Here is a 24,427-nt window from a genome sequence, read left to right as displayed (position 1 = left end):
CCCTGGTGCCGCGGCATGCGTTTTCCTATGATCAGGGGAGTAGCGCCATACGAGATCGCTACTGATCGTCCGAGCGTCCCCAGCGCAGGCGGTCACTATGGATGAGAAGCGTCCCCAGCGCTTCACGTCCGCGGCCCCGAGGAGTCCCCACTTCTCCGGGGCCGCTATCGTCTCCGGGCGTGATGCGGTGTCACGCCGTCCGGCTGCTTAGCTGTGAGCCGTGCGAAGCCGGGACGGTTAGCATGGCGGGATGACCGATCAACGTCCGCAATACGGCGAACTCGCAACGCCGGAGGAGCAGCGCCGAGCCGCCGGCTTGCCGCCGCTGGACGAGGTCGCCGTCGCGCCGCCGACGCCTCCCGTCGCACCGACCGCCGCCGCTGCGTCCGCGGCACCGGGTGATGGCTCGACCCCGCGTCGTCGCCCCGTGGATCGGCTCGTGACGATCGCGCTTCTCGCGTACGGCTTGGTGAACGTCATCGTCACGGGACTGTCGTATCTCGACCTTCCGAACGTGATGAACGAGACCATGAGGATCCTCGGCATCGACGGGGAATTCACGAACTTCGCGCAGGGACGCACGTGGGGCACGATCGGTGCGATCGTCCTGGCCGTCGGGTGGGCGATCACAGCTGCACTCTCCATTCGTCGCCTGCGTCGCGGGCGTCTCACGTGGTGGCTGCCGATCGTGGGTGCGATCGTGACGGGGATCATCGTCTCGATGTGCATCGCCGTCCCGATGATGAGCGACCCGGCGTTCACGGCCTACCTCACGTCGGTCGGACCGTAGCGGCTGCCGCCGCCCCGGTACTGTCGAAGGATGCTTCAGAACAGCTTCGGCGTCCACATCTCTTCTGCGTCCGTCGATCGCGGCGATGGCTCCGACCCTCGGTCGCTCGCGCACGACATCCTGGCCGGACTGCGGGTCCCCGCGGGCGTGCGGGATGCGGAGGACGAGTGGGATGACCACTCCGCCGCCCTGCTCGCGATCCCGGTGACGGACGATGGGCACGTGCTGACGCTCACCGAGGAGGACCGGATCGCGTCGACGCTCTCTGTCGCCGACCTGCGTGAGGCCTTCCGATCTCAGGGGCTCACGCTCTGGCTGGAGGACGGCACCGAGCCTGACGACGACGGAATCGACGCCGAAGACCCCGAAGACCCCGAAGACGTGGGAGACGAGGAAGATCTGGAAGACGAGGAGCTCGACTCGAATACCTCGCCCTTCACCCTCCCCACCGTGCAGGTCTGCGCGTTCTCGCATCGTGGTCCCGCCGTCGCGCGCCTGCTCTCGTCGATTCGTCGGATGGTGGTGGATCACCAGGAGTCCGGGGAATGGTCTCTCCAGCAGTTCGAGACCTCGGAGCCGACGGGAGACTGGACCACCTCCCGGGCGGAGCTGCCCGTGATCGAGCTGAACCGCGTCGACTCCGACGCCTGGATCGAAGTGACGCCACCGAAGGGAGGCCCGATCCCGTTCTGGATCGATGCCGAGCGCGGCACCCGACCCGTTCTCGACATCGAAGCCATCCGTATCCCCGAGACGGCGGAGATCTGCCGACGGCTGCTCGCTGAGGGGGACGGAAGCCGTGATGAACTCCTCGAGCTCGCCGCGATGGTGCGGCTCGATGTGGATGCGGCCCATCGCGCGCTGATGCCGGAGTCGCTGGGGGGAGTGGTCGGTACCGAAGCTCGTCAGCGTGCGTTCCTGGCAGCGTTCGGGATCGCGCCCGACCTGATCGATGCGGCTTTCGGCGGTCAGACTGCGCGTCCGAACCGACGGTTCCTTCCTCTGGGGCCGTGGGCGACGGTGCGGGAGACGGCCATCGCCGGCGTCGGAGAGTTCACGGCTCTGACCCGTCGGGACCGACCCCTCGCGCGCCTCGGAGAAGCGATTCGGCGGCGGCCGGTGGTCGGGCTCGCGCTGGCACTGGCGGAGTTCACGGCCGGAATGTGGCTGACCTCACGGACGCGCGGACGCGGCAGGTCATTCGGCGTCCTGCTCGTGGTGGACGCGCTGATCGATGTCGCGATCTGGATCACACGCATCCGTCGCGGACGCCAGGGATAGGTCTTCCGGCAGCCGGACCGGCACCCAGACGAGAGATGCCCCGGCCGTCGCGGCCGGGGCATCTCTTTCCACGCGAAAGGTCAGCTCTGGGACTGACCGTACGAGCCGAGCTGACGGGTCGACTCCACCACGCGGGCGGCCATCGCCGTCTCCGCGATCTTGCCCCAGGCACGCGGGTCGTACTGCTTCTTGTTTCCGACCTCGCCGTCGACCTTGAGCACGCCGTCGTAGTTCTTGAACATGTAGTCGGCGATCGCACGCGTGTATGCGTACTGCGTGTCGGTGTCGATGTTCATCTTGATCACGCCGTTGGCGACAGCCAGCGCGATCTCATCATCGGTCGAGCCGGATCCGCCGTGGAAGACCAGGTCGAGCGGCTTCGCGCCCGTGTTGTACTTCGCCGCGACCTGCGCCTGGATCTCACCGAGGAGCTCCGGGCGAAGCTTCACGCCACCCGGCTTGTACACACCGTGCACGTTGCCGAACGTGAGGGCGGCGATGTACCGGCCCTGCTCGCCGAGGCCGAGCGCCTGCACAGCCTGGTCGACGTCAGCGAACGTGGTGTAGAGGGCTTCGTTCGAGCCCTCGTGCTGCACACCGTCCTCTTCGCCGCCCACGACGCCGATCTCGACCTCGAGGATGGCGTTGATGTTCTTCATGCGGGGGAGGAGGTCCTTCGCGATCTCGATGTTCTCCGCGAGGGGAACCGCCGAACCGTCCCACATGTGCGACTGGAAGATCGGGTTGCGTCCTGCCTTGACCTCTTCCTCGGAGGCGGCGATCAGCGGCTCCACGAAGCCTGCCAGAGCGTCCTTCGGGCAGTGGTCCGTGTGCAGAGCCACCGTGACCGGGTAGTTCTTCGCCACCTCGGTGGCGTATCGGGCGAACGCGAGCGCACCGGTGGCCCGGGCCTTGACGGTGTGGCCGGCGAAGTAGTCGGCACCGCCGGTGGTGACCTGGATGATGCCGTCGGAGCCGGCCTCGGTCAGCCCCTGGAGGACGGCGTTGATCGTCTGCGAGCTCGAGACGTTGAAAGCGGGGTATGCGAAGCCGCCGGCCTTCGCGCGGTCGAGCATTTCGGCGTACTGATCCGGGGTGGCGACGGGCATATGAACTCCTGCGGTAGGTGAAGCCGGGACAGGTGCCACTCTATCGGGGCGCATACGGACTTGCCGCAGACGTGACGGGGCGCGGGCGGCCCAGCTTCTGCGGTGACGTTAAGAATCGAGATTCCTTCGTTGTCACGGGCAGGAAAACCGGGCAGTTCCGCTTCTTCGGTCGCTAGGCTGACCGCATGGTGAGTCTGACAGCGGATCTGAGCCCTCTTCGTCCCGATCGAAACCTCGCGATGGAGTTGGTCCGTGCGACCGAGGCCGCAGCCATCCGCGCGGTCCCCTTCATCGGGCGGGGTGCGAAGGAAGCCGCGGACGGTGCCGCCGTCGATGCGATGCGCGCGTTCCTCGGCACCGTCGACTTCCAGGGCCGCGTCGTGATCGGTGAGGGCGAGAAGGACAACGCGCCCATGCTCTTCAACGGCGAGGTCGTCGGGACCGGCCGCGGCCCGCTGTGCGACATCGCCGTGGATCCCATCGACGGCACCTCGCTGACCGCAGCCGGTCGGCAGAACGCACTCTCCGTGATCGCGGTCTCGGACCGGGGGACGATGCTGGACGCCTCCTCCGTCTTCTACATGGACAAGCTGGTCACGGGGCCCGCCGGCGTCGGAGTCGTCGACATCCGCCTTCCGATCGGCGAGAACATCCGCAAGCTGGCCGGTGCGCTCGACAAGCCCGTCGATGAGATCGTCGTCTCCGTGCTCAACCGTCCGCGTCACGAGCGGTTGATCCAGGAGATCCGCGATGCCGGGGCCGGTACCCGCCTGATGAGCGACGGCGACGTCGCCGGCGGGATCAACGCAGCTCGGCACGATGCCCGCACCGACATGTGCGTCGGCGTCGGGGGGAGCCCGGAGGGGATCGTCACCGCGTGCGCCATCAAGGCCCTGGGCGGACACATCCAGGGACGCCTCTGGCCGCGCGACGACGAGGAGCGCCAGCGGGGGATCGACGCCGGCCTCGACATGGACAAGGTCTACGAGGCCGATGATCTGGTGCAGGGGAGCAACACGATCTTCGTCGCGACCGGTGTCACGGACGGGCAGCTCGTCGCCGGGGTACGGCGTGAGCGGGGCTACGTGTACACCGAGAGCGTCGTGCTTCGCGGTGCCTCCGGAACACTGCGTCGTATCGCCTCGGAGCACCTCGTCTCGAAGTGGCTCTGAGCTTGCGTGTCCCCGGTTTCCGCCCGGTCTGAGGCCGCGGCCTCGCGGTGACGGCCGCGCGGCGCATCGGGGCATCGTTATCGAGCCGGTATCGGTTCCGAGTGGCGTGAGCCACGCTTTCGGGAGCGCCGTGTCACAATTGTCACTGGGTTTGTCGCCGTGGACGGAGCCGCAAGGCACCGCAGGCACAGGAGGGCGAACGGATGACAACGCAGCACACGAGCGGCTCGAAGGCCGCCGCGACGAAGATAGTCACCACGAACACCGGGCGTATTCTCCGGGTGAGTGCCGATGCCGAACCCGGCCTCGGTGTCACTCCTCCCGTGACACCGCCACCCGCAGCTCTGGTGGATCCCGCGCGTCGCGCTGACGTCCTGTTCCGGGTCCGCCGCGACGAGGGTCACGAGATCAGCGCGTGGTGGATGATCGGAGCCTTCCTCGCGACCAGCGGTCTGGTCATCCTGCTTCTCAGCGGCGTCCCCGGCATCGCCTGACCTCTTCTGTCGCACCCCCGACGCGCTCGGTCATGGCGTCGACGTCTCGTCTCCTGCCAGGCGCGCTCGCACGTCGCCGACGTCAGCGGTGACTGCCGAGGCGCTCACGCGCTCCACTGTGACATCGGCGCTCTCGGGAAGATCGTCTGCGGCGAGCAGCTCGGGAGCCGTGAAGCGGCGTGCGCTCGCCGCGGTCGACGGGGGCACGGAGGCGAGCGCGGTTTCGTCGACCCCCGGGAACTGTCGGGCCGTGACCAGCACACGCGTCTCGAGGGAGCCGGCGAAGCGGTTGTAACTGTCGACCGTCCGCTCCAGAGCGCGGCGCAGATCGTCGGCGTGCCCGGCGAGGGTTCCCAGGCGGTCGTACAGCTGCGTTCCGAGCGCGAGCAGGGTGCGGGCCTCGGACGACACTTCCTGTTGCGTCCAGGTGAAGGCCACCGTCTTCAGGACCGCCCACAGGTTGACGGGTGACGCGAGTGCGACGCGGCGGCTGAATGCGTAGTCGAGCAGCGTCGGATCCTCATCGATGGCGGCAGCCAGAAGCGACTCGCTCGGCAGGAAGCAGATCACGAACTCCGGGCTCGCGTCGAGGCCGGTCCAGTACGCCTTCTTCGCCAGCGCGTCGATGTGCGCGCGGACCGCCTTGACGTGCTTCTGCATGTGCGCGCGGCGCTGTGATTCGTGTGCGTCTCCCTGCGGAAGTGCGGAGGCCTCGAGATAGGCGTCGAGGGGCACCTTGGCATCGACGGCGATCGAGCTGCCGCCCGCGAGACGGATGACCATGTCGGGTCGTCCCTGTCCGCGGTCGGAGGAGATCGTCGCCTGCAGGTCGAAGTCGATGTGCCGAGTGAGTCCGGCGGCTTCGACCACACGGCGGAGCTGCGTCTCGCCCCAGACGCCGCGGGTGGCGGTCGAGCGCAGGGCTCCCGCGAGTGATTCCGTGGTTGCCCGCAGCGCCTCGTCGGACTCCTGGGCACGACGCAGCTGCTCCTCGAGCGTGCCGAACTGCGCGTGACGCTCCCGCTCGATCGCGGCGACCTTGGTCTGCATCTGCTGCAGGCTCTCCCGCACCGGCGCGAGGGCGGTCAGGACGGCATTCTGCTGCTGGACTCTCTGGGCTTCGGCGCGCTGCTCGGTCCTGGCATGCTCGACGGCGTCGCGGTAGAGGTCGTACTGGCGGTCACGGTCGTCGCGCGCAGCCGCGAGTTCGGCCTGCGCACGGGCGAGCTCCGCGGCTCCGCGGCCGGCCCGCAGCAACCAGCCCACAGTGACGCCCGCCGCGAGGGCGACGAGGACGAGAACGACAGAGAGTGCATCCATGTGTTCATGATGCTCCCGGCGTCCGACATTCCGAGGTCGCCGCGCACGCGGATGAGCGGTGGATCAGGCGACCGCGCGCTCCAGTACGGCCGCGACAGGGGGGATAGGGGCGGTCACGCGCAGACTCAGGGCATCGGCGAGGGCGAAGACGTCGGCGGCGCCCGCTCGGGTTGCCGCGTCGATCACGATCTGTGCGCATGCGCGGGCGTCTGCGAGAGCGTCGTGATGTGCGAACTCCGCGAAGCCGGCGGCGGCTGCGGCCACGGGCAGGCGATAGGACTCGAGCTCGTACGTCTTGCGAGCGACCTGAAGGCTGCACAGTGAACGATAAGGCGGGCAACTCTGCCCCGTGGCCTCGGAGGCGCGGCGCAGGACGTTGAGGTCGAACCCGGCGTTGTGGGCGACCAGCACGTCGGCTCCGGCGAACGCGCACAGGCGGTCGAACTGGTCGACCCACGTGGCGGCCGAAAGCACATCCTCGGGCTGGATGCCGTGGATGCGAACGTTCCACTCCTGGAACTCGTCGTGCCCGGGCGGTGGCTGGATCAGCCATCCCGTGGTGGCGACGACCTCGCCTCCGCGCACACGGACGAGTCCGACGGAGCAGGCCGAGGCAGGACTGGAGTTCGCGGTCTCGAAGTCGATCGCAGTGAAGTCCAAGGGCACACAACCACTCTCCCTCCGAGCGCGCCGAGCAGCACGCAGACTCGCCGTAGGCTGGCGGCATGGCTGAGGAGATGGCGACGTCGTTCGGAGCACAGGCCGGGGACTACGAGGTCGGACGGCCTGAGTACCCTTTCGATGCGGTCGCGTGGATGCTGGAGAAGATGCCGGTCGGCTCGCGGCGGATCGCCGACGTCGGCGCGGGCACGGGGAAACTCACCAGGGTCCTGGCCGGGGCGCCGGACGCGGAGATCGTCGCGATCGATCCGGATCCGAAGATGCTCGCCGCGCTTCGGCTCGCTGTGCCCGGTGTTCCGACGTTCGCGGGCACGGCGGAATCCCTTCCGCTCCCTGATTCCAGCCTCGACGCCGTGGTGCTCGGGCAGGCCTGGCACTGGGTGGATCCGGTCACCGGCTCGGCCGAGATCGGTCGCACGGTGCGCAGCGGAGGAGTGCTCGGCCTGATCTGGAACATCCGCGACGAGCGCGTCTCTTGGGTGCGGCGCCTCACCGAGATCATGCACGGCAGCAATGCCGAGGTCATGCTGGCCGACGGCGGGCCCGAGGTCGCCGCGCCGTTCGGGCCGTTGGAGGAGGAGTCGTGGGAGTGGGTGCGTCCGATCTCGCGCGACCACCTGCACCGGATGGCGTCCTCGCGCAGCTTCGTCATCACCGCCCCCGCCGAGGAGAAGGCGCGGATCCGGCGAGAGATGGACGACCTCTTCGACGAACTCGGACTCGACGGCGAGAGCACGATCGATCTGCCCTATGTGACCAGGGCGTTCCGAGCGATCCGGGACTGAGCCGCTCGTGACGGAAGCGCTTGGTTCGGGCGATCCCGTCAGGTGGGGCGAGGTAGACTCATGCCCCGTGGCTCTCACTATCGGCATCGTCGGCCTGCCCAACGTCGGCAAGTCCACTCTCTTCAATGCACTCACCAAGAACGACGTGCTCGCGGCGAACTATCCGTTCGCGACGATCGAGCCCAACGTCGGCGTGGTGAACCTGCCCGACCCGCGGCTGGAGAAGCTCGCCGAGATCTTCGGCAGCGAGCGGATCCTCCCGGCTGCGGTGTCGTTCGTCGACATCGCCGGCATCGTGCGCGGCGCGAGCGAGGGAGAGGGACTCGGCAACAAGTTCCTGGCGAACATCCGCGAGGCCGATGCCATCGCGCAGGTCGTCCGTGGGTTCGCCGACGACGACGTCGTCCACGTCGACGGCACGGTGAATCCCGCGTCCGACATGGAGACGATCAACGCCGAGCTCATGCTCGCCGACCTGGAGACCGTCGACAAGGCGATCACCCGGTACGAGAAGGAAGTCCGCGGCAAGAAGATCGAGCCCGTCGTGCTCGAGACCGCGAAGGCGGCGAAGGACGCTCTGGAGCGTGGCGTGCTGCTGTCGGTCGCCGGCATCGATCTGACGCCGATCCGGGAACTCGGTCTGCTCACCTCGAAGCCCGTCATCTTCGTGTTCAACGTCGACGAGGCCGTGCTGACCGACGATGCGCGCAAGGCGGAGCTCGCCGCTCTCGTCGCTCCCGCGAAGGCGATCTTCCTCGACGCGAAGATCGAGTCCGAGCTCATCGACCTCGATCCGGAGGATGCGGCAGAACTGCTCGCGTCGACCGGCCAGGACGAGTCGGGCCTGGACCAGCTCGCCCGCATCGGCTTCGACACCCTCGGCCTACAGACCTACCTCACGGCCGGTCCGAAGGAGGCTCGTGCGTGGACGATCCCCAAGGGTTCGAAGGCGCCGCAGGCGGCCGGTGTCATCCACACCGACTTCGAGAAGGGCTTCATCAAGGCGGAGATCGTCTCGTTCGACGACCTGGTCGAGACGGGCTCCGTCGTGGAAGCCCGCGCCAAGGGCAAGGCTCGCCTCGAGGGTAAGGACTACGTCATGCAGGACGGCGACGTCGTGGAGTTCCGCTTCAACAACTAGCGTCATTCTTGTTGACGATCACTCCTGATCCCACGGCAGTCTCACCTGCGGCAGGATGTAGATGCGGCCGAGGGTCGCGACCGGATGCCTCGTCATGTACTCGGCGGCTTCGTCGATCGAAGCGGCGGTGATGAGGTCGTAGCCGGCGAACCACTCCTTGAACTCGGGGAACGGGCCGTCGGTGATCAGGGCGCGGCCGTCACGGACGACGACGGACTTCGCCTGCTCGGGACCCGCGACCGGTGCCCCCTCGCCCAGACGTCCCGCCGCTTCGCCCTCGGCAGCCCAGCGTTCGAGCATCGCCTGGTCCTCGGATTGGGTCAGATCAGTGCCGGTGGGGTCGGACATGTGGATGACGAGGTACTTGCTGCTCATGAGGGTTCTCCATTCGATGGTGCGAGCTGATTCCGTCGGCGTATGAGGTGAGTGGTCTCGGCGGTGTTCCTGGCCAGACCGATTGCGCGGTCATAGGCCGCTCGGGCGTCGGCGGAGCGGCCGGTCGCGCGCAGCAGCTCCGCACGGGTGACGTGGAAGGCGTGGTGGCCGTCGAGCGTGTCGGCGAGTCGGTCGATGATCGTGAGGGCGAGGTCGGGTGAGTCGTGTTCGGAGATCGCGATGGCCTTGTTGAGGGTGACGAGTGGACTCGGGTCGATCTCCTCGAGCCGGGAGTAGAGGCTCGCGATGCGCGCCCAGTCGGTGTCACGCGGATGCGGGGCGGTGACGTGGGCGGCATTGATCTCCGCGAGTAGCCGGTATCTGCCGGAGGGCTCATCAGCCTCCCGCGATCCGAGCAATTGCAGACCCTCAGCGATCAACTCTCGATCCCAGGACCCCCGATCCTGCTCATCGAGCCGCACCAGCTCACCGTCGACCGAGACGCGGGCCTGAGAGCGGGCGTCGGTGAGCAGCATCAACGCGAGCAGACCGACCACCTCGGCATCGTCAGGACGGAGTCCATGTGCGAGCCGGGTGAGTCGGATCCCCTCGGCGGTCAGCTCGCGCCGGATCGCGGGCGTGTCGGGACCGGAAGCGAGGTATCCCTCGTTGAAGACGAGGTACAGCACCACGAGGACGGCATCGATGCGCTCGGGGAGGTCCTCCGCCGTGGGGATCGCGAAGGGGACGCCGGCCGCCTTGAGCTTCGCTTTAGCCCGGCTGATCCGCTGACCCATGGTCGTGTCCTGCACGAGGAACGCGTGGGCGATCTCGGCGACGGTGAGCCCGCCGACGATCCTCAAGGTCAGCGCGACGCGCGCGTCGAGCGAGAGCGCCGGATGGCAGCAGATGAACAGCAGCCGAAGCCGATCATCCTCGATGGCGCCGGTCGGGGCGGCGGGTTCCGGATCGTGCAGCCGCAGCGCCTCCCAGTGCTTCTCGTCTCGACGCGCCTCACGTCGCAGCCGGTCGATCGCCCTGCGATTCGCTGTCGTGGTCACCCACCCGGCAGGGTTCGGCGGTATGCCGTGTGCTGGCCAATGCTCGACCGCGGTCGCGAACGCCTCCGCGGTCATCTCCTCGGCCAGGTCGAGGTCTCCGAACCGCCGCGTAAGTCCCGCGACGATCCGCGCCCACTCCTCCCGATGCGTGCGCGTGATCACCGTCGCGACATCCCGAGTGTCGTCCCGAGGTTCCGGCATCGTCATCATCTCCTCGCTACATATACTCCGAGCGGGCTGTTCAGCTTGCGACAGTCTTCCGGAAAAGCCGCCGGATCGGTGTGCGGTCGGAAGGCTTTCGCCGCGGGCCCTCGGCCTTGGCGGCCGCGCTGCGTTCAGCGGCAACGCGACGTCGCTCCGCCTCAACCATGGCCCGCCGGGTCTCGGCCTGGTGATAGATGATCGTCAACATCGGATCCATATACATGGAGGAGACCCTTCCTGGTCGGGCCGGAATCGTTGCATCCGGCTATCAGGACCACGAACGGGCGCGGCTCATTTCGACACCGGCGTGACAGTGACAGGTTCTGTTGGCCTGATCGCGGTGGTATGCCACCGTTTCGCTTCCATGTGACAGATCACATGAATCATCTCCGGAGAGGCCTGATCGCTTTCAGGACATGTCCGGATGGGGTGCGGCACACGTTTTGTGCCGACTTCATTTCGCCGAGCCCACATCGGCAGGAGAAAGGACATGAGATGTCGTCGAAGGATGAGAAGAACTTGGCCCAGGTGATCGACAAGATCACGTCGACTCCACCACGCAGGAGCGGATCGCGGACATCGTCCGCTCCGTGATCGACTGATCACCACTCGCATCGCCTCGATCCGAGCCACGGCGGATCGAGGCAATGCGCGTGAGGGCGGAAGCGAGCGCTACGCTTCGAGGACCGAGCGCCCTCAGGAGGCAGCGATGGAAGCGGCTAACGCTGAACCGCCCGAGACTACCGAGACACGATGGTGGAGATCAGTCATCCGCGCCTGCCTGGTCATCGTCATCGTCGGGCTCGTGGTGAGTGGGGTCACCGCCTTCCCGCTCCGCGAAGAGTTGTCGCTCGGGCGCGACATCCTGAACAACACGGGCCTCAGCGCGACCTACCCCGACGTCGCCTTCTGGTTGCAGCGGGTAGCGGAAGGGCTCGACGTCACCGGGAACGAGTATCCGTTCCTGTCCTATGGCACGGATTGGCTGGCGTTCGCGCACTTGGCCATCGCGGTGGCGTTCATCGGTCCGCTCATCGATCCGGTGCGCAACGTGTGGGTGACCGTCTGGGGCCTCATCATGTGCGCGGGTATCGTCCCGCTGGCGGTGATCGCCGGAGCCATCCGTGGGCTGCCGATCGGCTGGCAGCTCATCGACATCTCCTTCGGGGTCGTGGCTGCGGTGCCTCTCACGATCGCACTCGTGCTGACGCGACGACTCGAGAGATCGAATGTCGTCACCGCTGTCGGAGGAACCGCGTCCGTGCACGATCCGCACGGGTGACAGGATTGACGGATGACCGCAACACTCGTGGCCCAAGGGCTGGCCGGCGGGTACGGCCACCGCACCCTGTTCGACTCCCTCGACCTGACCGTCACCGCGGGTGATGTCGTGGGCCTCGTCGGGGCCAACGGTGCAGGAAAGTCGACCCTCCTGAAGCTGCTGGCCGGTGTCGACGAACCGCAGGCCGGGACGATTCGACTCTCGCCGGCGGATGCCTTCGTCGGATGGCTCCCGCAGGAACACGAGCGCGTCGCGGGTGAGAGCGTGGTCGACTACATCGGACGTCGCACCGGGTGTGCGGCGGCGACCAGAGACATGGATGCTGCCGCAGCGGCCCTCGGGGATCCGTCTCTCGCTGTGCCTGGCACAGACCCCGCCGACACCTACTCGGCCGCGCTGGATCGTTGGCTGGCCAGCGGGGCGGCCGACCTCGAGGAGCGGCTTCCGGCAGTACTCGCCGACCTCGGCCTCGATCTGGGCGAGGATCCGGCCCACACGCTGATGACATCGCTGTCGGGCGGACAAGCGGCGCGCGTCGGTCTGGCCGCACTGCTGCTGTCGCGCTTCGACATCGCGCTGCTGGACGAGCCGACGAACGATCTCGACCTCGACGGCATCGAGCGGCTGGAGGCGTTCGTGCGCGGCCTCCGCGGGGGTGTCGTCGTGGTCAGCCACGATCGCGAGTTCCTCGCCCGATGTGTCACCCGCGTCCTGGAGCTCGACCTCGCGCAGGGGAGCAACCGCGTGTTCGGCGGCGGCTACGACTCGTACTTGGAGGAGCGGGCGACGATCCGTCGACACCAGCGTGAGAAGTACGACGAGTTCGCGGACAAGAAGGCCGACCTCGTCGCCCGAGCCCGCACGCAGCGTGAGTGGTCGAGCCAGGGCGTGCGCAACGCGATGAAGAAGGCGCCCGACAACGACAAGATCAAACGCAAGGCCTCGGCGGAGTCGAGTGAGAAGCAGGCGCAGAAGGTGCGTCAGATGGAGAGCAGGATCGCTCGGCTCGAAGAGGTCGAGGAGCCGCGCAAGGAATGGCAGCTGGAGTTCACGATCGGTTCGGCGCCGCGTTCCAGCTCGGTGGTATCCACGCTGAGTTCCGCTGTCTTCCGACAGGGATCTTTCCAGCTCGGCCCGGTGTCGCTCCAGGTGAACGCGGGGGAGCGGATCGGCATCACCGGCCCGAACGGCGCCGGGAAGTCGACGCTGCTGCGCGGGCTGCTCGGGCGGCAACTCCCCGATGAGGGAACGGCGAGCCTCGGTGCGAGCGTGCAGATCGGCGAGATCGACCAGGCCCGTGCGCAGCTCGTCGGCACGCAGCCGCTCGCCGGCGCCTTCGAGGAGCTCGTGCCGGAGATGGCGTCCGGGGAGGTGCGCACGCTCCTCGCGAAGTTCGGTCTCAAAGCCGATCACGTGATGCGCGCCGTCGATGAGCTCTCGCCCGGGGAACGCACCCGCGCAGGACTGGCTCTGCTGCAGGCGCGAGGCGTCAACCTGCTCGTGCTCGACGAGCCGACGAACCACCTCGACCTGCCCGCGATCGAGCAGCTCGAACAGGCACTCGAGTCCTACGAGGGCACTCTGTTGCTCGTCACCCATGACCGTCGGATGCTCGCGACCGTGAAGACCGACCGGCACTGGCGGGTGGAGGCCGGGCAGGTGACGGAGGTCTGAGCGGCAGCGTCGACATCGACACGCTTCCCCATGATCGTCTGAACGCGAATGACCTGGCGCGGCTGCGGGAGCTTTTCGATGCCGAGTACTTCGCCGAGTTCGGAGCGTGGGATCCCGATCGGCCCTACGGTTACGCGCCCCATGACGTTCACATCATCGCCCGGTTGGGCGCTGCCGTGGTGGGGCACGTCGGCTGGGCGCGGCGGACGATCGGCGTTGGTACAGCGGAGATCGTGGTCGCGGGCGTCGGTGGGGTCCTGATCTCCCGGCACGCACGAAGGCAGCGGGCCGGTGCTCGGCTCCTCGCGCACGCAGCCTTGTCGATGAAGGATGCCGGAGGCATCGAGTACGGCTATCTCGGGTGGCGTGATGAGGTCGTCGCCTTCTACGAATCGTGCGGGTGGCGCCGCATCTCGGCAGCCGAGCACTCGATCGACCGCGCCGGCCGGCCCGTCCTGCAGCCCCCGGGGCCGCCCCTTCTCACGCTCGCGCTCGATCCGAAACCACGGAGTTGGCCCGCAGGCACGATCGATCTTCGCGGGCGGGCCTGGTAGGCGTCCACTTGGCTTGGTTGAGCGATCCGTGTTGCGGAAGAACCAACGCGCGGGCCAGAATGTCGCTCAGGATGCCCGACGGTGACGTCGTGGAGCTCCTCGCCCTGAGCCGCGAGCGCTCTGGGTGACCTCTACGACCAGAAGGCCACGATGACCTCGCCCACCACTGCGCCGCGCACGAATATGCTCGCCCTGATCGGCTTCATCGCCGCATTCGTCATGCCTGTCGCTGGCGTCATCCTCGGAGTGTTCGCTCTGCGGCAGCTACGGACTCCTGGCAATACCGAGTCGGGAGCTGGACTCGCACGGTGGGCGCTCGTGATCGGGGCGATCGGCACGGTGTTCCTCGTGCTGTTCTTCATTCTGTGGGCCACGCTGTTCTTCTCCGCTTTGAGCGGCCAGCCCATCGGGCGCTGATCCGGGGACCCGATGCGGTCGAAGAAGGCTCGTGCGTCGCTGCCGGGGGACTGGTCCTCTCTGTAGATGCCGCCGCGCTCCGGGGGTGGAGGCGCCCGACGCCTCCGAGTCATCGCTCGGTGACACGGCAGCCGGAACATCGTCTCCCTGATCGCCGAGTCGGGATACGCTGGAGGACGGCGGCTCCGGCCGCGGTCCGGTCGCTGGCGTCCGCCGTGGACGTCCCGCCTGAGTTCCTGACACCGACGGCACGAGGAGATTCACGCCGATGACCGACACCCAGATCTTCGAGCCCGACGGTCGCGCGATCCCGTTCGTCGATGAAGGCGACGGCCCTGTCAAGCTCGTCCTGATCCAGGAGCGCGATCTGGCAGCCGACGTCCTCGGTGTCGTGGCACACTACCTCGCCGAGGAAGCGGGGTTCCACGTGCTGCGCATCGGTCATCGTGCCGAGACCAAGAGCGAAGAGGTCTCCCTCGACGATCGGGTCGAGGACGCCCTCGCCGTGATCGACCACGTCGGGTTGGGTGATACCTGGATCGGCGGGCACGGCTTCGGCGGCACGGTCGCACGGGCCTTCGCCTTGGCGCACGCCGACCGGGTGAACGGTCTCGCACTGCTCGGTGTCGAAGAGAACGACCTGCCCCTTGCGCCGGTGATGCCCGTGCTGATCATCCAGGGCACCAAGGACCTCGCCAATCGGTTCGCCAACGGTGAGCAGCTGCAGTCCACGGCACCCGAGCGTGCGAGCGTCAAGAGCATCGACGGCGCTGATCACCTGTTCCCGATGACACACCCGATCGAGACCGCGGTCGTCATCGAGGAGTACCTCGACTGGGATTGAACCCCTGACGGTCGCTCAGCGTCCCTGTCGCTTCTTGTAAGGCTTCGGCTGCCCCTTCACAGCGGGCGCCCGGCCCTTGCCCTTCGAGGCTTTGGCCTTGCCTCCGGCCGGGGCAGGGGCGTTGCGCACCGGCTCCGGTGCGGCGGCCACCTCGGCCCGCGCCTCCACCAGCAGAAGCTCTCCGACGGGCGTCAATCGCGTGGGCCCGTCGCGATGGACGATCGGGTGACCCACCTCGGCCTCGAGTTTGTCGATCGAAGTGTAGAGAGAAGCCAGCGGGATGCCGAGCTTCTCCGCCGCGCGCGGGAAGTGCAGTTCGTCCGCGAGGACGACGAAGCGGCGGAGCAGAGAGATCTTCACGGTGGCCTTTCGACTGCGCACACGGTCGTGCGGGCTCGCTCCAGGTTACGCGGTGTAGACAGACGGATGCCGCGGCCGAGTCGGCCGCGGCATCCGGAATCCTTCGGTCAGGCGACCTGCGGTGTGACGGCGAACGACACGGAGCCTTCGTCGTCGACGCCGGCATCGAGGATCTTGTCGTCGAGGGCGGCGACAGCGGACTCGTCGAGGAACAGCCGGGTACCGGCGACCTCCACGACCTGGTCCTGCGGCTCCGGGTCGGTGGCGACGAGCACGGCAAGACGTGCACTGCCCTCCGGGCCGTGGGCCTCGGTCGAGTGGATGCGGAGCCCGGCGTCCGGGGCGTCCGTCTGACGGCTGACGAGAGTCGTCACGATTGCGGAGGCGTTGTCGGTGAGGGTGAGCACGAGACTCTCCTTCCGGTTGGGGCATGCCGCGGTCGCGACATGTCCTGGCTACGATGCCCGACGTCGGGAATGCTCTCAACCCCCTTGCGCGTCCTCTGAGGAGACTCTTACCCTGCTCGCAGGTTCTTGCGGAGGAACACCTGTGCGGTGCCGTCGCCGTCGGGAACGCGCTCGTGCTCCTCATACCCGCACGATCGGTAGAGGCGGATGTTCGCTTCGCTCAAGCTCCCCGTGAACAGCTCCGCGACGTCCGCTCCGGACGCCCTCTCGGCGCTCTCGAGCAGTAATCTGCCGATTCCCTCGCCCTGCACGTCCGGCGCGATCGCGATCCTGCCGATCAGCAACAGACCGTCTCTCTCGACGTAGCGGATGGCGCCGACGAGACGCCCGTCGATGCGCGCGGTCAGTCCCGACTCGGAGCGCAGCTCTGCTTCCAACTCGGAGAGCGTCTGTGTCAGGGGTGGCATGTCGACACTGCCGTAGATGGCGGCTTCCGAGACGAAGGCAGCGCGTTGCACCGTCAGCACCTCGCCGGCGTCCTCATCGCTGATCGGGGAGATGACGATCTCCGATTGCGTCTTTTCCTGGTCTTCGTTCACGATGTCCGCGTCACTCACGCGTGTCAGATTCCGGGTTCCGCCCCCGCGGTGTCAACCCCCTCGCTCTCGGCTGCGCGCCGGATTAGCGTCAGCCACAGGAGGTACATCATGGCGAAAAGCACGACCACCAAAAAGGCCGGCGACTCGACGAAGCACGCGGCGAAGACGACCAGGCAGCAGAACGCGGAGAAGGGCTTTACAGCCTCGAAGACCCTCGCGGACAACCTGCAGGCCGTGCTCGTCGATCTGCTCGATCTCGCGATCCAGGGAAAGCAGGCGCACTGGAACGTCGTGGGGCGCAACTTCCGCGACACGCACCGCCAGCTCGACGAGATCATCGACGATGCACGCACCTTCAGCGACACGATCGCGGAGCGCATGCGGGCCTTGCATGCCGTCCCCGACGGGCGCAGTGCGACCATCGCGAAGACGAGCTCGCTTCCCGAGTTCCCCGCCGGCGAGGTCTCGACCACCGAGACGATCGACCTCGTCACGGAGCGACTGGAGGCGGCGGTCGGAACAGCACGAGACGTGCATGACGCCGTCGACGAGGAGGACCCGACCTCTGCGGACCTCTTGCACGCCATCATCGAACGGCTCGAGCAGTTCGCATGGATGGTCAGCGCAGAGAACCGGAGCCCGGCAGGACGCTGACTGCGGGTACCGCGGGGCCGTCACTCGGCGGCGGCTCCGCGGGCGTGGGCGCTGCCGCGCATGATCCGCGGAAGCGCCGCCCACAGCGCCGTCACGAGGACCAGCGCCGCGATGAGCGCGATGATGCCGGCGACGCGGTTGACCGTGAAGTCGATGATCAGTGTCGTCACGCCGATGGTCAGCGCGCCGATCACGACGAGGTCGATGCGGACGATCCGCGCCGCGATCCGCACCAGCTCCGGCTTGCGACGCCGACCGAACAGTGCCCGGTGCATCCCCACGGGTGCGAGGGCGAGAATCGTCGCCACCGCCGCGAGCGCGACGAGCACGACGTAGAGGTCGCGCTGGAGCGCGTCCATGTCGGTGAAGCGTGGCTGGAAGGCGACCGCAAGGAGGAAGCCGGTGAGGATCTGGGTCCCCGTCTGCATGACGCGAAGCTCCTGAAGAAGCTCTTCCCAGTTGCGATCGGCCCGCTCGTTCGCGGTCTCGTCACGGCCATCGAGACCGTTCCCACCACCCGAAGGATCTGATGTCATGGTCTCAGTGTGGTTTCCCCGCTCGGCCGCTGTCCAGATGCTTGCATCCGTGGAACGAAAGAAGGCATGATGACGCTCCCACCGATCCGCGACTGGTGGCCTGAACTCTCCGAAGACGGGCGACGCACCGTGCTCGACGCCGACAGCCCGCACCTCGACGAGGCGGTGCGCGAGGAGATCCGCGTGATCACCGGTGCGGTCGTCGGGATGGTGGAGTCCTTGAGTGACGAGGATCTCGAATACGCCCGTACGCACGTCGCTGAGGCAGACTGAACCTGCGTCCCCACGAATGCCCTACAGCGAGGATCCTTCCATGACCATTCCCGTCACGCTCGACAACTTCACACGGGTCGAGACAGACACCATGATCCTGAAGATGCTTCCGATCATCGGAGGAGTCGGCGTCTTCCACCATGACCGTGAGCTCGCCCCGCTCAGTCAGCAGCCGGTGATCCGGCAGAACCGTGACACGTTGTACTCGGTGGCGATCGCCGACATCGCTCATGGCGGCGCGACGCTGAGCATTCCCGAGGCCGGCGACCGGTACATCTCCGTGATGGTCATCAATCAGGACCACTACATCAATCGCGTCTTCCACGAGGCCGGCGCGTACACGCTCACGACGGACGACTTCGACACGGACTACGTCGTCGTCGCCGCACGCATCCTCTTCGACCCCGCCGACGAGTCCGATCTCGCCGAAGTGCACCGTCTGCAGGACGCTCTGACGATCACCGCGGGCGACCAGCGAGAGTTCCGCTACCCCGACTACGACGCCGCCAGCCACGCGGCAGTCCGCGACGCCCTCCTCGTGCTCGGGAGGACCATGAGCGGACTGGACGGATGCTTCGGCACGGCCGCGCAGGTCGATCCCGTCCACCATCTGGTCGCGACCGCCTCGGCGTGGGGCGGATTGCCCGACACCGAAGCCCGCTACATCAACATCGACCCACGTCGGCCGCAGGCACGGTACACGATGACATTCGGCCCCGAGGTGCCCGCAGACGCGTTCTGGTCTCTCAGCGTGTACAACGGGGACGGCTACTTCGAGCCCGATGCGAGCACTGTCACGAATGTGAACTCGGTCTTCGGAGCGAAGGACGCCGACGGGTCGATCACCGTTCGTCTCGGCGATTGGCCAGACGGCACCCCGAATCGCATCTCGCTTCCTGCGGGATGGAACCTGCTCGTCCGCCTCTATCGGCCGCGCCTCGACGACCTCGCCACGTGGTCAGTGCCCGAGATCGTCGCCCACTGACGCGATCGGGTGAGCCTCAGGCCGCGGCTCAGCGACCCGACGAGGTCTCGTGGGGATCTGCCGGCTCGGCGCCTTCCTCGCGCAGCCGCGGTTCGGTGCGACGTTCGGGCCGCGCGCCGGCCTTGTCCGCGTAGAACGCTCGGATCCGATCCATGTCGGCCGCCACATCACCGGTCAGATCGATGGTCGGACCGAGCCCGCTCGTCATGGTCGTGCGATCCACGAAGCCGAGCGTCACCGGCATACCTGTCTCGCGAGCAATCCGATAGAACCCCGACTTCCAGTACTCGTTGCCGCCTCGGGTGCCATCAGGTGTCACGACGAGCCCGAAGACGGTACCCGCGTGCACCTGGCCCACGACGTCGTTGACCACCCTCGCGGGGTCGGTGCGGTCGACGGGGATTCCGCCGAGCCCACGCATGATCGGACCGCGCCATCCACGGAAGAGGCTCTTCTTGCCGAGCCAATGCACGTCGATGCCGAGTCGCCAGGCGATCGCCAGCATCAGCACGAAGTCCCAGTTGGACGTATGCGGAGCGCCGACCAGAACGGTCGGCCGCGTCGGCGCTGCCTCGCTCACGAGCGTCCATCTGCTGAACGCCCAGAACATGCGCGCGAGGAGTCGTTTGACCATCCCTCAACCGTACGGGAGAACCGCGGTCGATCTGCGGGCATGTCCGACCGTGCGGATCCGGCGCCACCCCTTCCCGACAGGCGTAGCATCGAGGGATGAAGAACACGCGGCAGGATTCCGTGCAGCAGGACGAGCCCGCCGGGCTGCAACCGCTCCTGGATTCCCTGAACCTCCTCGAGGGCGAAGCTGCGGGCTACTGCAGCAATGGCGTCTGCCAGTTCCCCGCGCCGAAGAGCGAGTAAGCGACAGACGCCATCGCGGGCAGCCTCCGAACGGTCAGTGTCCGCCGGGGAGTGCCTCGCCGGCATCGTCGGAAGGCTTGCGGACGAACGGGCTCAGCGCCACGGCCGCGAGCGAGATGAACGCCGCGATCAGGAACGCCGTGCGAGCACCGGGAGCACCTGCAACCGCGGTCGACAGGCCCTCCTGCTCTCCGGCATGCAGGATCGTGGAGTAGGTCACCAGTAGCAGGGCGACTCCCGTGGCCCCGGCAACCTGCTGCAGGGTGTTCAACACCGCGGAACCGTGGGAGTACAGGGAGCGCCGCAGCGAACCCAGCGAGGCGGAGAACAGCGGCGTGAACGACATCGCGAGCCCGACCGACATGGCCGCCTGGACGATGATGAGCGCCCACCAGATGGTGTGTTCGCCGACCGTCGAGTAGAAGAACAGCGACGACGAGACCAGGATCGTGCCGGGGATGAGCAGCGGGCGAGTGCCGCGCGCATCGTAGACACGGCCCATGATCGGTCCGAGCAGTCCCATCAGCAGGGAACCGGGGAGGAGGATCAGGCCGGACTGGAGCGGGTTGAGCCCGGCGACGTTCTGCAGGTACTGCGGCAGGAGCGTCAGAGTGCCGAACATCGACAGCGCCAGGATCGACATGATGATCACGGACAGCGTGAAGTTGCGGGAGCGGAAGACGCGCAGATCGAGCAGTGCGTCATCGATGCGCTGCAGCAGGAGCTGACGCCAGACGAACAGCCCCAGCGACAGTGCACCGACGATCAGCGAGATGATGCCGGCGGTCTCACCTGATCCGCCCTCGGCACCGAACTGGCTGAGCCCGAAGACGACGCCGCCGAAGCCGAGCGCTGCGAGCGGGATCGAGAGGATGTCGAGCGGGACGGACCGGGTCTCACCGAGGTTCGTCATCCACTTCACACCCATGAGGAGGGCGATCAGCGAGATCGGGAGGATGATCCCGAAGAGTGCGCGCCAGCTGGCGAACTCGAGCACGGCACCGGCGAGGGTCGGACCGATCGCCGGAGCGAGCGAGATCACGAGGCCGACACGGCCCATCATGCGGCCACGCGACTGCGGTGGCACGACGTTCATGATCGTCGTCATCAGCAGCGGCATCATGATGCCGGTGCCGGCGGCCTGGATCACGCGACCGACCAGCAGCACGGTGAAGCCGGGCGCGACGAGGGCCACGAGGGTGCCGAGCGAGAACGCGGTCATCGCGGCGATGAAGACCTGGCGCGTGGTGAACCGCTGCAGGATGAAGCCCGTGGTCGGGATCACGACTGCCATCGTGAGCATGAACGCGCTCGTGAGCCACTGGCCGAGCTCGGGCGGGATGCCCAGGTCGGTGTTCAGGTGGGGGATCGCGATCCCCATCGTGGTCTCGTTGAGGATCGCGACGAAGGCGGCGACGAGCAGCAGCCAGATCACGCGCATGTCGGTGCGGGAGATCTCGCCCCCTGCCGTCGCGGGGGTCGTCGAGATGGAGCCGGTATCGACGGCAGACATGGGCGGCCTCCAGGGCGAAGAAGAAACGGATTTCGCGAGAGTTCGCAAGAGTCAATCAGCGTAACGGCAATCGCCGACATTTCATTCCGATCTCACAGATTTCCATGGAGGACGGGTGCGCGGGCCGTGATGTCCCCGCGCGTGGGTACGCTGGCGCCATGAGCATGGGCGGCGGCATGGGCGGCGGACACCGCGGTGGGTTCCGCGGAGTCGACGAAGAGGCGCAGCGGAAGCTGAACGCCGAGGCGCCACGGATCGCCGGGCTGGGTTCGCGGGTGGTCTCGCTCTTCAGCGCCTATCGCTGGCGCATCTTCTTCACGGGGATCCTCGTCATCGTCGGCGCCGCGATCGCCGTCGTCCCGCCCCTGATCGTGCAGCGCATCTTCGACGATGCGCTGTTCCCCGTCGCCGGGGGAGGCCCGCACCTCGAGTTGCTGGCCTGGCTCGTCGCCGCGATGGTCGGCCTGTTCCTGCTCTCCGCGGTGCTCGGTGTCGCCCAGACCTGGCTGACGTCCACGGTCGGCAACAACGTGACGGGCGATCTGCGGGTCAAACTCTTCGAGCACCTGCAAGCGATGGAGCTCGGCTTCTTCACCCGCACCAAGACGGGGGTCATCCAGTCCCGGCTGCAGAACGACGTCGGCGGGGTCTCGGGCGTGCTGACCAACACCGTCACCAGCATCCTGGGCAACGTCGTCACCGTGATCGCCTCGCTCGTCGCCATGATTCTGATCGATTGGCGTCTGACGCTCATCGCGGTCGTCATGATGCCGTTCCTCATCTTCGTCCAGCGCCGGGTGGGCCAGGTGCGCGCGCGGATCGCCGGCGAGACGCAGGAATCCCTCTCCGAACTGACCTCGATCACCCAGGAGACGCTGAGCGTGTCGGGGATGCTGCTGTCGAAGGCGTTCAACCGCCAGCGTACGGAGTCCGAGCGCTATCAGGCGGAGAACCGCAATCAGGTCGTCCTGCAGGTGCGGAGGGCGATGAGCGGTCAGGGCTTCTTCGCGGTGGTGCAGGTGCTCATGGCCAGCGTGCCCGCCGTCATCTACCTCGTCTCGGGGTATCTGATCGCGGGCGGAACCGGGGCCATCACCGCAGGAACCGTGGTCGCGTTCACGACGGTGCAGGCGCGACTGCTCATGCCGTTGATGGGACTGATGCGCGTCTCCCTCGACGTGCAGACCTCTTCGGCATTGTTCGCGCGCATCTTCGAGTACCTCGACCTGGTGCCCGAGATCCAGGATGCCCCCGACGCGATCACGGTCGACCAGGCTCCGGGTCCGCGCGGAAGGCTCGAATTCGTCGACGTCGTCTTCCGTTACCCGGACGCGTCCGCCGAGGCCCGTGCGACCTTGGACGGGGTCTCGTTCGTCGCGGAACCGGGACAGCACGTCGCCTTCGTCGGACCGTCCGGCGCAGGCAAGACCACGGTCCTCTACCTGGCTCCACGTCTGTATGAAGCCAAGGGCGGCGCCGTGCTGTTCGCCGGTGCCGATGTCCGGGAACTCTCCCAGGAGTCGATCATCGACCACGTGGGCATCGTGTCGCAGGAGACGTATCTCTTCCACGCCACCATCCGCGAGAACCTTCGCTATGCCAAGCCGGATGCGACCGAGGACGAACTGATCGCGGCCTGCACGGCTGCCAACATCCACCACATCATCGCCGGCTTCGAGCAGGGCTACGACACCGTCGTGGGCGAGCGCGGGTACCGGCTCTCCGGTGGCGAGAAGCAACGTATCGCGATCGCCCGCGTGCTGCTCAAGGACCCGCCGGTCCTGCTCCTCGACGAGGCGACATCCGCTCTCGACACCGTCTCGGAACGTGTCGTGCAGGAGGCGCTGGACGAGGCCGCGAAGGGACGGACCACGCTGTCGATCGCGCATCGACTGTCGACTGTGATGGGGGCGGATGTGATCCACGTCCTCGAAGCCGGGCGCATCGTCGAGTCCGGCACGCACACCGAGCTCCTCGCGCTCGGCGGTCTCTATGCCGAGCTCGCAGCGGAACAGGTCGCGGCGTCCCGCGTGCTCGATACCGAGGCCGCAGTCGAACAGGCCGTGACCGGCGGAGCCCCCGCCCCGCTCGCCGATCGTCGTGCGGACAGGGCACCCGCCGACTCTGCGGGTGCCGATGCGGTCGCGACGATCACGGCGGCGGTGCCGTTGCTCGCGGAGCCTCGGCCCGATGAGCCGATCTACCCGCCGGAGTCCTGAGACGCTGTGTTCGGCCTCAGTGCACCGAGAGGCCTCCATCGACGAACAGCGAGTGTCCGGTCACGTAGGCCGAGCCTGCGCCGGCGAGGAAGACGGCAGCACCGGCGAAGTCGCTCGGAAGACCGTTGCGGCCGATCATGGTGCGTGCCGCGAGCTCGGCGATCTTCGCAGGATCCTCCTGAAGGCGGGCGTTCAGTGGGGTGAGCACGAACCCGGGCACCAGGGTGTTGCTGGTCACGCCGGTGCCGCCCCATGCCTCCGCCTCAGAACGCATGAGCGACTCCACAGCTCCCTTGGACGCACCGTAGATCCCGCTACCGACGAAGGCGCGGTGGGCCTGCTGGGAACTGATGTGGAGGAGTCGGCCGTAGCCGCGTTCCGCCATGCCGGGTGCGTATCGCTGTCCGAGGAGGAAGGGCGCGAGTGCGTTGACTGTCATCGTGGCATCCCAATCGTCCTCGGTGATCTCCGGGAACGGAGGGCGGATGTTGATCCCGGCGGAGTTGACGAGGATGTCCGGTTCGCCGAACGGCTCCGTGGCCGCCTCCGCGACCGCGTGGATGCCGGGACGGGTGCGGAGATCGCCGACGACCCCCGCGACGCGGCAGCCGTGCGCGCGGAGCTCTTTGACGGTCTCGTCGATGCGCGCCTCACCGCGGGCGACGATGACGGTCGCGGCACCGGCGCGGGCGAGCGCGGTGGCGATGCCCCGGCCGATCCCGGAGCTGCCGCCCGTCACGACCGCCGTGCGGCCGTCGAGGGAGAAGAGAGAGGAGAGGTAGTCGTGCATGTCGTGGGTACCTGTTCGGTCGGAGGGCGTG

Annotated in this window: 28 protein-coding genes; 16 read left to right on the top strand and 12 right to left on the bottom strand. The window is 67.4% G+C overall.

The features are described 5' to 3' along the window. Nucleotides 1–250: 250 nt before the first annotated feature. Both LVJ59_RS05140 and LVJ59_RS05135 read left to right on the top strand, forming a co-directional pair. On the top strand, nucleotides 251–790 hold the full coding sequence (locus LVJ59_RS05140; RefSeq protein WP_232762238.1) for a DUF6264 family protein: 540 nt from the start codon (nucleotides 251–253) through the stop codon (nucleotides 788–790). A 30-nt stretch (nucleotides 791–820) separates the two neighbouring features. Continuing rightward, nucleotides 821–2,071 (top strand): hypothetical protein, encoded by a 1,251-nt coding sequence (locus tag LVJ59_RS05135; RefSeq protein ID WP_232762237.1) that lies wholly within the window; start codon nucleotides 821–823, stop codon nucleotides 2,069–2,071. Between the two features lie 80 nt (nucleotides 2,072–2,151). Here the strand turns inward: LVJ59_RS05135 and fbaA are convergent, their stop codons facing one another. Further along, complete coding sequence (gene fbaA, locus LVJ59_RS05130) at nucleotides 2,152–3,180, bottom strand: class II fructose-bisphosphate aldolase (RefSeq protein ID WP_047523221.1); 1,029 nt, start codon at nucleotides 3,178–3,180, stop codon at nucleotides 2,152–2,154. Nucleotides 3,181–3,365: 185 nt separating this feature from the next. Here fbaA and glpX point away from each other — a divergent pair, with 185 nt between their 5' ends. Together glpX and LVJ59_RS05120 are read left to right on the top strand one after the other, a co-directional pair. Continuing rightward, entirely contained in the window at nucleotides 3,366–4,352 is a 987-nt protein-coding gene (gene glpX, locus LVJ59_RS05125; protein WP_047523222.1) for a class II fructose-bisphosphatase, read from the top strand. A 203-nt stretch (nucleotides 4,353–4,555) separates the two neighbouring features. Further along, nucleotides 4,556–4,846: a hypothetical protein gene (locus LVJ59_RS05120; protein WP_047523223.1), complete on the top strand. Its 291-nt coding sequence runs from the start codon at nucleotides 4,556–4,558 to the stop codon at nucleotides 4,844–4,846. A 30-nt stretch (nucleotides 4,847–4,876) separates the two neighbouring features. Here LVJ59_RS05120 and LVJ59_RS05115 read toward each other — a convergent pair whose 3' ends face one another. Both LVJ59_RS05115 and LVJ59_RS05110 read right to left on the bottom strand, forming a co-directional pair. Continuing rightward, entirely contained in the window at nucleotides 4,877–6,166 is a 1,290-nt protein-coding gene (locus LVJ59_RS05115) for a DNA recombination protein RmuC (protein WP_232762236.1), read from the bottom strand. A gap of 63 nt (nucleotides 6,167–6,229) precedes the next feature. Then, complete coding sequence (locus LVJ59_RS05110; RefSeq protein ID WP_232762235.1) at nucleotides 6,230–6,832, bottom strand: 3'-5' exonuclease; 603 nt, start codon at nucleotides 6,830–6,832, stop codon at nucleotides 6,230–6,232. A 59-nt stretch (nucleotides 6,833–6,891) separates the two neighbouring features. Here LVJ59_RS05110 and LVJ59_RS05105 point away from each other — a divergent pair, with 59 nt between their 5' ends. Both LVJ59_RS05105 and ychF read left to right on the top strand, forming a co-directional pair. Continuing rightward, a complete protein-coding gene (locus LVJ59_RS05105; protein ID WP_131491867.1) occupies nucleotides 6,892–7,632 on the top strand; it encodes a class I SAM-dependent methyltransferase in 741 nt (246 codons plus the stop codon). A gap of 67 nt (nucleotides 7,633–7,699) precedes the next feature. Continuing rightward, nucleotides 7,700–8,773 (top strand): redox-regulated ATPase YchF, encoded by a 1,074-nt coding sequence (gene ychF, locus LVJ59_RS05100; protein WP_131491868.1) that lies wholly within the window; start codon nucleotides 7,700–7,702, stop codon nucleotides 8,771–8,773. Between the two features lie 18 nt (nucleotides 8,774–8,791). Here the strand turns inward: ychF and LVJ59_RS05095 are convergent, their stop codons facing one another. Then, complete coding sequence (locus LVJ59_RS05095; protein WP_232762234.1) at nucleotides 8,792–9,148, bottom strand: YciI family protein; 357 nt, start codon at nucleotides 9,146–9,148, stop codon at nucleotides 8,792–8,794. Further along, a complete protein-coding gene (locus tag LVJ59_RS05090) occupies nucleotides 9,145–10,410 on the bottom strand; it encodes an RNA polymerase sigma factor (RefSeq protein WP_232762233.1) in 1,266 nt (421 codons plus the stop codon). The genes LVJ59_RS05095 and LVJ59_RS05090 overlap by 4 nt, the downstream gene beginning before the upstream one ends. A 712-nt stretch (nucleotides 10,411–11,122) precedes the next feature. On the opposite strand from LVJ59_RS05090, the gene LVJ59_RS05085 reads away from it, so the two are divergent. From LVJ59_RS05085 to LVJ59_RS05065, 5 genes are all read left to right on the top strand, one after another. Next, nucleotides 11,123–11,695, top strand: coding sequence for a hypothetical protein (locus LVJ59_RS05085; RefSeq protein WP_232762232.1), 573 nt, complete (start codon nucleotides 11,123–11,125; stop codon nucleotides 11,693–11,695). A 12-nt stretch (nucleotides 11,696–11,707) separates the two neighbouring features. Next, nucleotides 11,708–13,369, top strand: a complete 1,662-nt coding sequence (locus LVJ59_RS05080) for an ABC-F family ATP-binding cassette domain-containing protein (protein ID WP_232762231.1) — start codon at nucleotides 11,708–11,710, stop codon at nucleotides 13,367–13,369. Beyond that, nucleotides 13,333–13,923: a GNAT family N-acetyltransferase gene (locus LVJ59_RS05075; protein ID WP_308191511.1), complete on the top strand. Its 591-nt coding sequence runs from the start codon at nucleotides 13,333–13,335 to the stop codon at nucleotides 13,921–13,923. Before LVJ59_RS05080 ends, LVJ59_RS05075 begins: the two co-directional genes overlap by 37 nt. 150 nt (nucleotides 13,924–14,073) lie before the next feature. Further along, nucleotides 14,074–14,340 (top strand): DUF4190 domain-containing protein, encoded by a 267-nt coding sequence (locus LVJ59_RS05070; RefSeq protein ID WP_134353322.1) that lies wholly within the window; start codon nucleotides 14,074–14,076, stop codon nucleotides 14,338–14,340. A gap of 268 nt (nucleotides 14,341–14,608) precedes the next feature. After that, the gene (locus LVJ59_RS05065) at nucleotides 14,609–15,184 is read left to right on the top strand and encodes an alpha/beta fold hydrolase (RefSeq protein ID WP_232762230.1); all 576 of its coding nucleotides are present in this window, start codon (nucleotides 14,609–14,611) and stop codon (nucleotides 15,182–15,184) included. Nucleotides 15,185–15,199: 15 nt separating this feature from the next. Here LVJ59_RS05065 and LVJ59_RS05060 read toward each other — a convergent pair whose 3' ends face one another. The 3 genes from LVJ59_RS05060 to LVJ59_RS05050 form a co-directional block, all read right to left on the bottom strand. Beyond that, entirely contained in the window at nucleotides 15,200–15,544 is a 345-nt protein-coding gene (locus LVJ59_RS05060) for a LysR family transcriptional regulator (RefSeq protein ID WP_047523275.1), read from the bottom strand. Nucleotides 15,545–15,651: 107 nt separating this feature from the next. Next, the gene (locus LVJ59_RS05055) at nucleotides 15,652–15,951 is read right to left on the bottom strand and encodes a Fe-S cluster assembly protein HesB (RefSeq protein WP_232762229.1); all 300 of its coding nucleotides are present in this window, start codon (nucleotides 15,949–15,951) and stop codon (nucleotides 15,652–15,654) included. A 107-nt stretch (nucleotides 15,952–16,058) separates the two neighbouring features. Continuing rightward, complete coding sequence (locus tag LVJ59_RS05050) at nucleotides 16,059–16,568, bottom strand: GNAT family N-acetyltransferase (RefSeq protein WP_227991513.1); 510 nt, start codon at nucleotides 16,566–16,568, stop codon at nucleotides 16,059–16,061. Nucleotides 16,569–16,658: 90 nt separating this feature from the next. On the opposite strand from LVJ59_RS05050, the gene LVJ59_RS05045 reads away from it, so the two are divergent. Further along, nucleotides 16,659–17,204: a Dps family protein gene (locus LVJ59_RS05045; RefSeq protein WP_232762228.1), complete on the top strand. Its 546-nt coding sequence runs from the start codon at nucleotides 16,659–16,661 to the stop codon at nucleotides 17,202–17,204. 20 nt (nucleotides 17,205–17,224) lie between these two features. On the opposite strand, the gene LVJ59_RS05040 is transcribed toward LVJ59_RS05045, so the two are convergent. Further along, nucleotides 17,225–17,740 (bottom strand): DUF6328 family protein, encoded by a 516-nt coding sequence (locus LVJ59_RS05040; RefSeq protein WP_232762227.1) that lies wholly within the window; start codon nucleotides 17,738–17,740, stop codon nucleotides 17,225–17,227. Between the two features lie 69 nt (nucleotides 17,741–17,809). Between LVJ59_RS05040 and LVJ59_RS05035 the strand changes: the two genes are divergently transcribed. Together LVJ59_RS05035 and LVJ59_RS05030 are read left to right on the top strand one after the other, a co-directional pair. Next, complete coding sequence (locus LVJ59_RS05035; RefSeq protein WP_232762226.1) at nucleotides 17,810–18,013, top strand: hypothetical protein; 204 nt, start codon at nucleotides 17,810–17,812, stop codon at nucleotides 18,011–18,013. A gap of 40 nt (nucleotides 18,014–18,053) precedes the next feature. Continuing rightward, on the top strand, nucleotides 18,054–18,998 hold the full coding sequence (locus tag LVJ59_RS05030; RefSeq protein ID WP_232762225.1) for a DUF1254 domain-containing protein: 945 nt from the start codon (nucleotides 18,054–18,056) through the stop codon (nucleotides 18,996–18,998). 28 nt (nucleotides 18,999–19,026) lie between these two features. Here LVJ59_RS05030 and LVJ59_RS05025 read toward each other — a convergent pair whose 3' ends face one another. Then, nucleotides 19,027–19,632, bottom strand: a complete 606-nt coding sequence (locus tag LVJ59_RS05025) for a 1-acyl-sn-glycerol-3-phosphate acyltransferase (protein WP_232762224.1) — start codon at nucleotides 19,630–19,632, stop codon at nucleotides 19,027–19,029. A gap of 95 nt (nucleotides 19,633–19,727) precedes the next feature. Between LVJ59_RS05025 and LVJ59_RS05020 the strand changes: the two genes are divergently transcribed. Continuing rightward, a complete protein-coding gene (locus LVJ59_RS05020; protein WP_232762223.1) occupies nucleotides 19,728–19,874 on the top strand; it encodes a hypothetical protein in 147 nt (48 codons plus the stop codon). Between the two features lie 34 nt (nucleotides 19,875–19,908). On the opposite strand, the gene LVJ59_RS05015 is transcribed toward LVJ59_RS05020, so the two are convergent. After that, complete coding sequence (locus tag LVJ59_RS05015) at nucleotides 19,909–21,387, bottom strand: DHA2 family efflux MFS transporter permease subunit (protein WP_232762222.1); 1,479 nt, start codon at nucleotides 21,385–21,387, stop codon at nucleotides 19,909–19,911. Nucleotides 21,388–21,551: 164 nt separating this feature from the next. Here LVJ59_RS05015 and LVJ59_RS05010 point away from each other — a divergent pair, with 164 nt between their 5' ends. Continuing rightward, complete coding sequence (locus LVJ59_RS05010) at nucleotides 21,552–23,606, top strand: ABC transporter ATP-binding protein (RefSeq protein ID WP_232763153.1); 2,055 nt, start codon at nucleotides 21,552–21,554, stop codon at nucleotides 23,604–23,606. 16 nt (nucleotides 23,607–23,622) lie between these two features. Here the strand turns inward: LVJ59_RS05010 and LVJ59_RS05005 are convergent, their stop codons facing one another. Further along, nucleotides 23,623–24,396, bottom strand: a complete 774-nt coding sequence (locus LVJ59_RS05005; RefSeq protein ID WP_232762221.1) for an SDR family NAD(P)-dependent oxidoreductase — start codon at nucleotides 24,394–24,396, stop codon at nucleotides 23,623–23,625. Nucleotides 24,397–24,427 lie beyond the last annotated feature (31 nt).

Source organism: Microbacterium sp. KKR3/1 (assembly GCF_021272365.1).
GTDB lineage: Bacteria > Actinomycetota > Actinomycetes > Actinomycetales > Microbacteriaceae > Microbacterium > Microbacterium aurugineum.
Note: the sequence above shows the minus strand (reverse complement) of the source record. Positions and strands in the feature narration are given on the sequence as shown.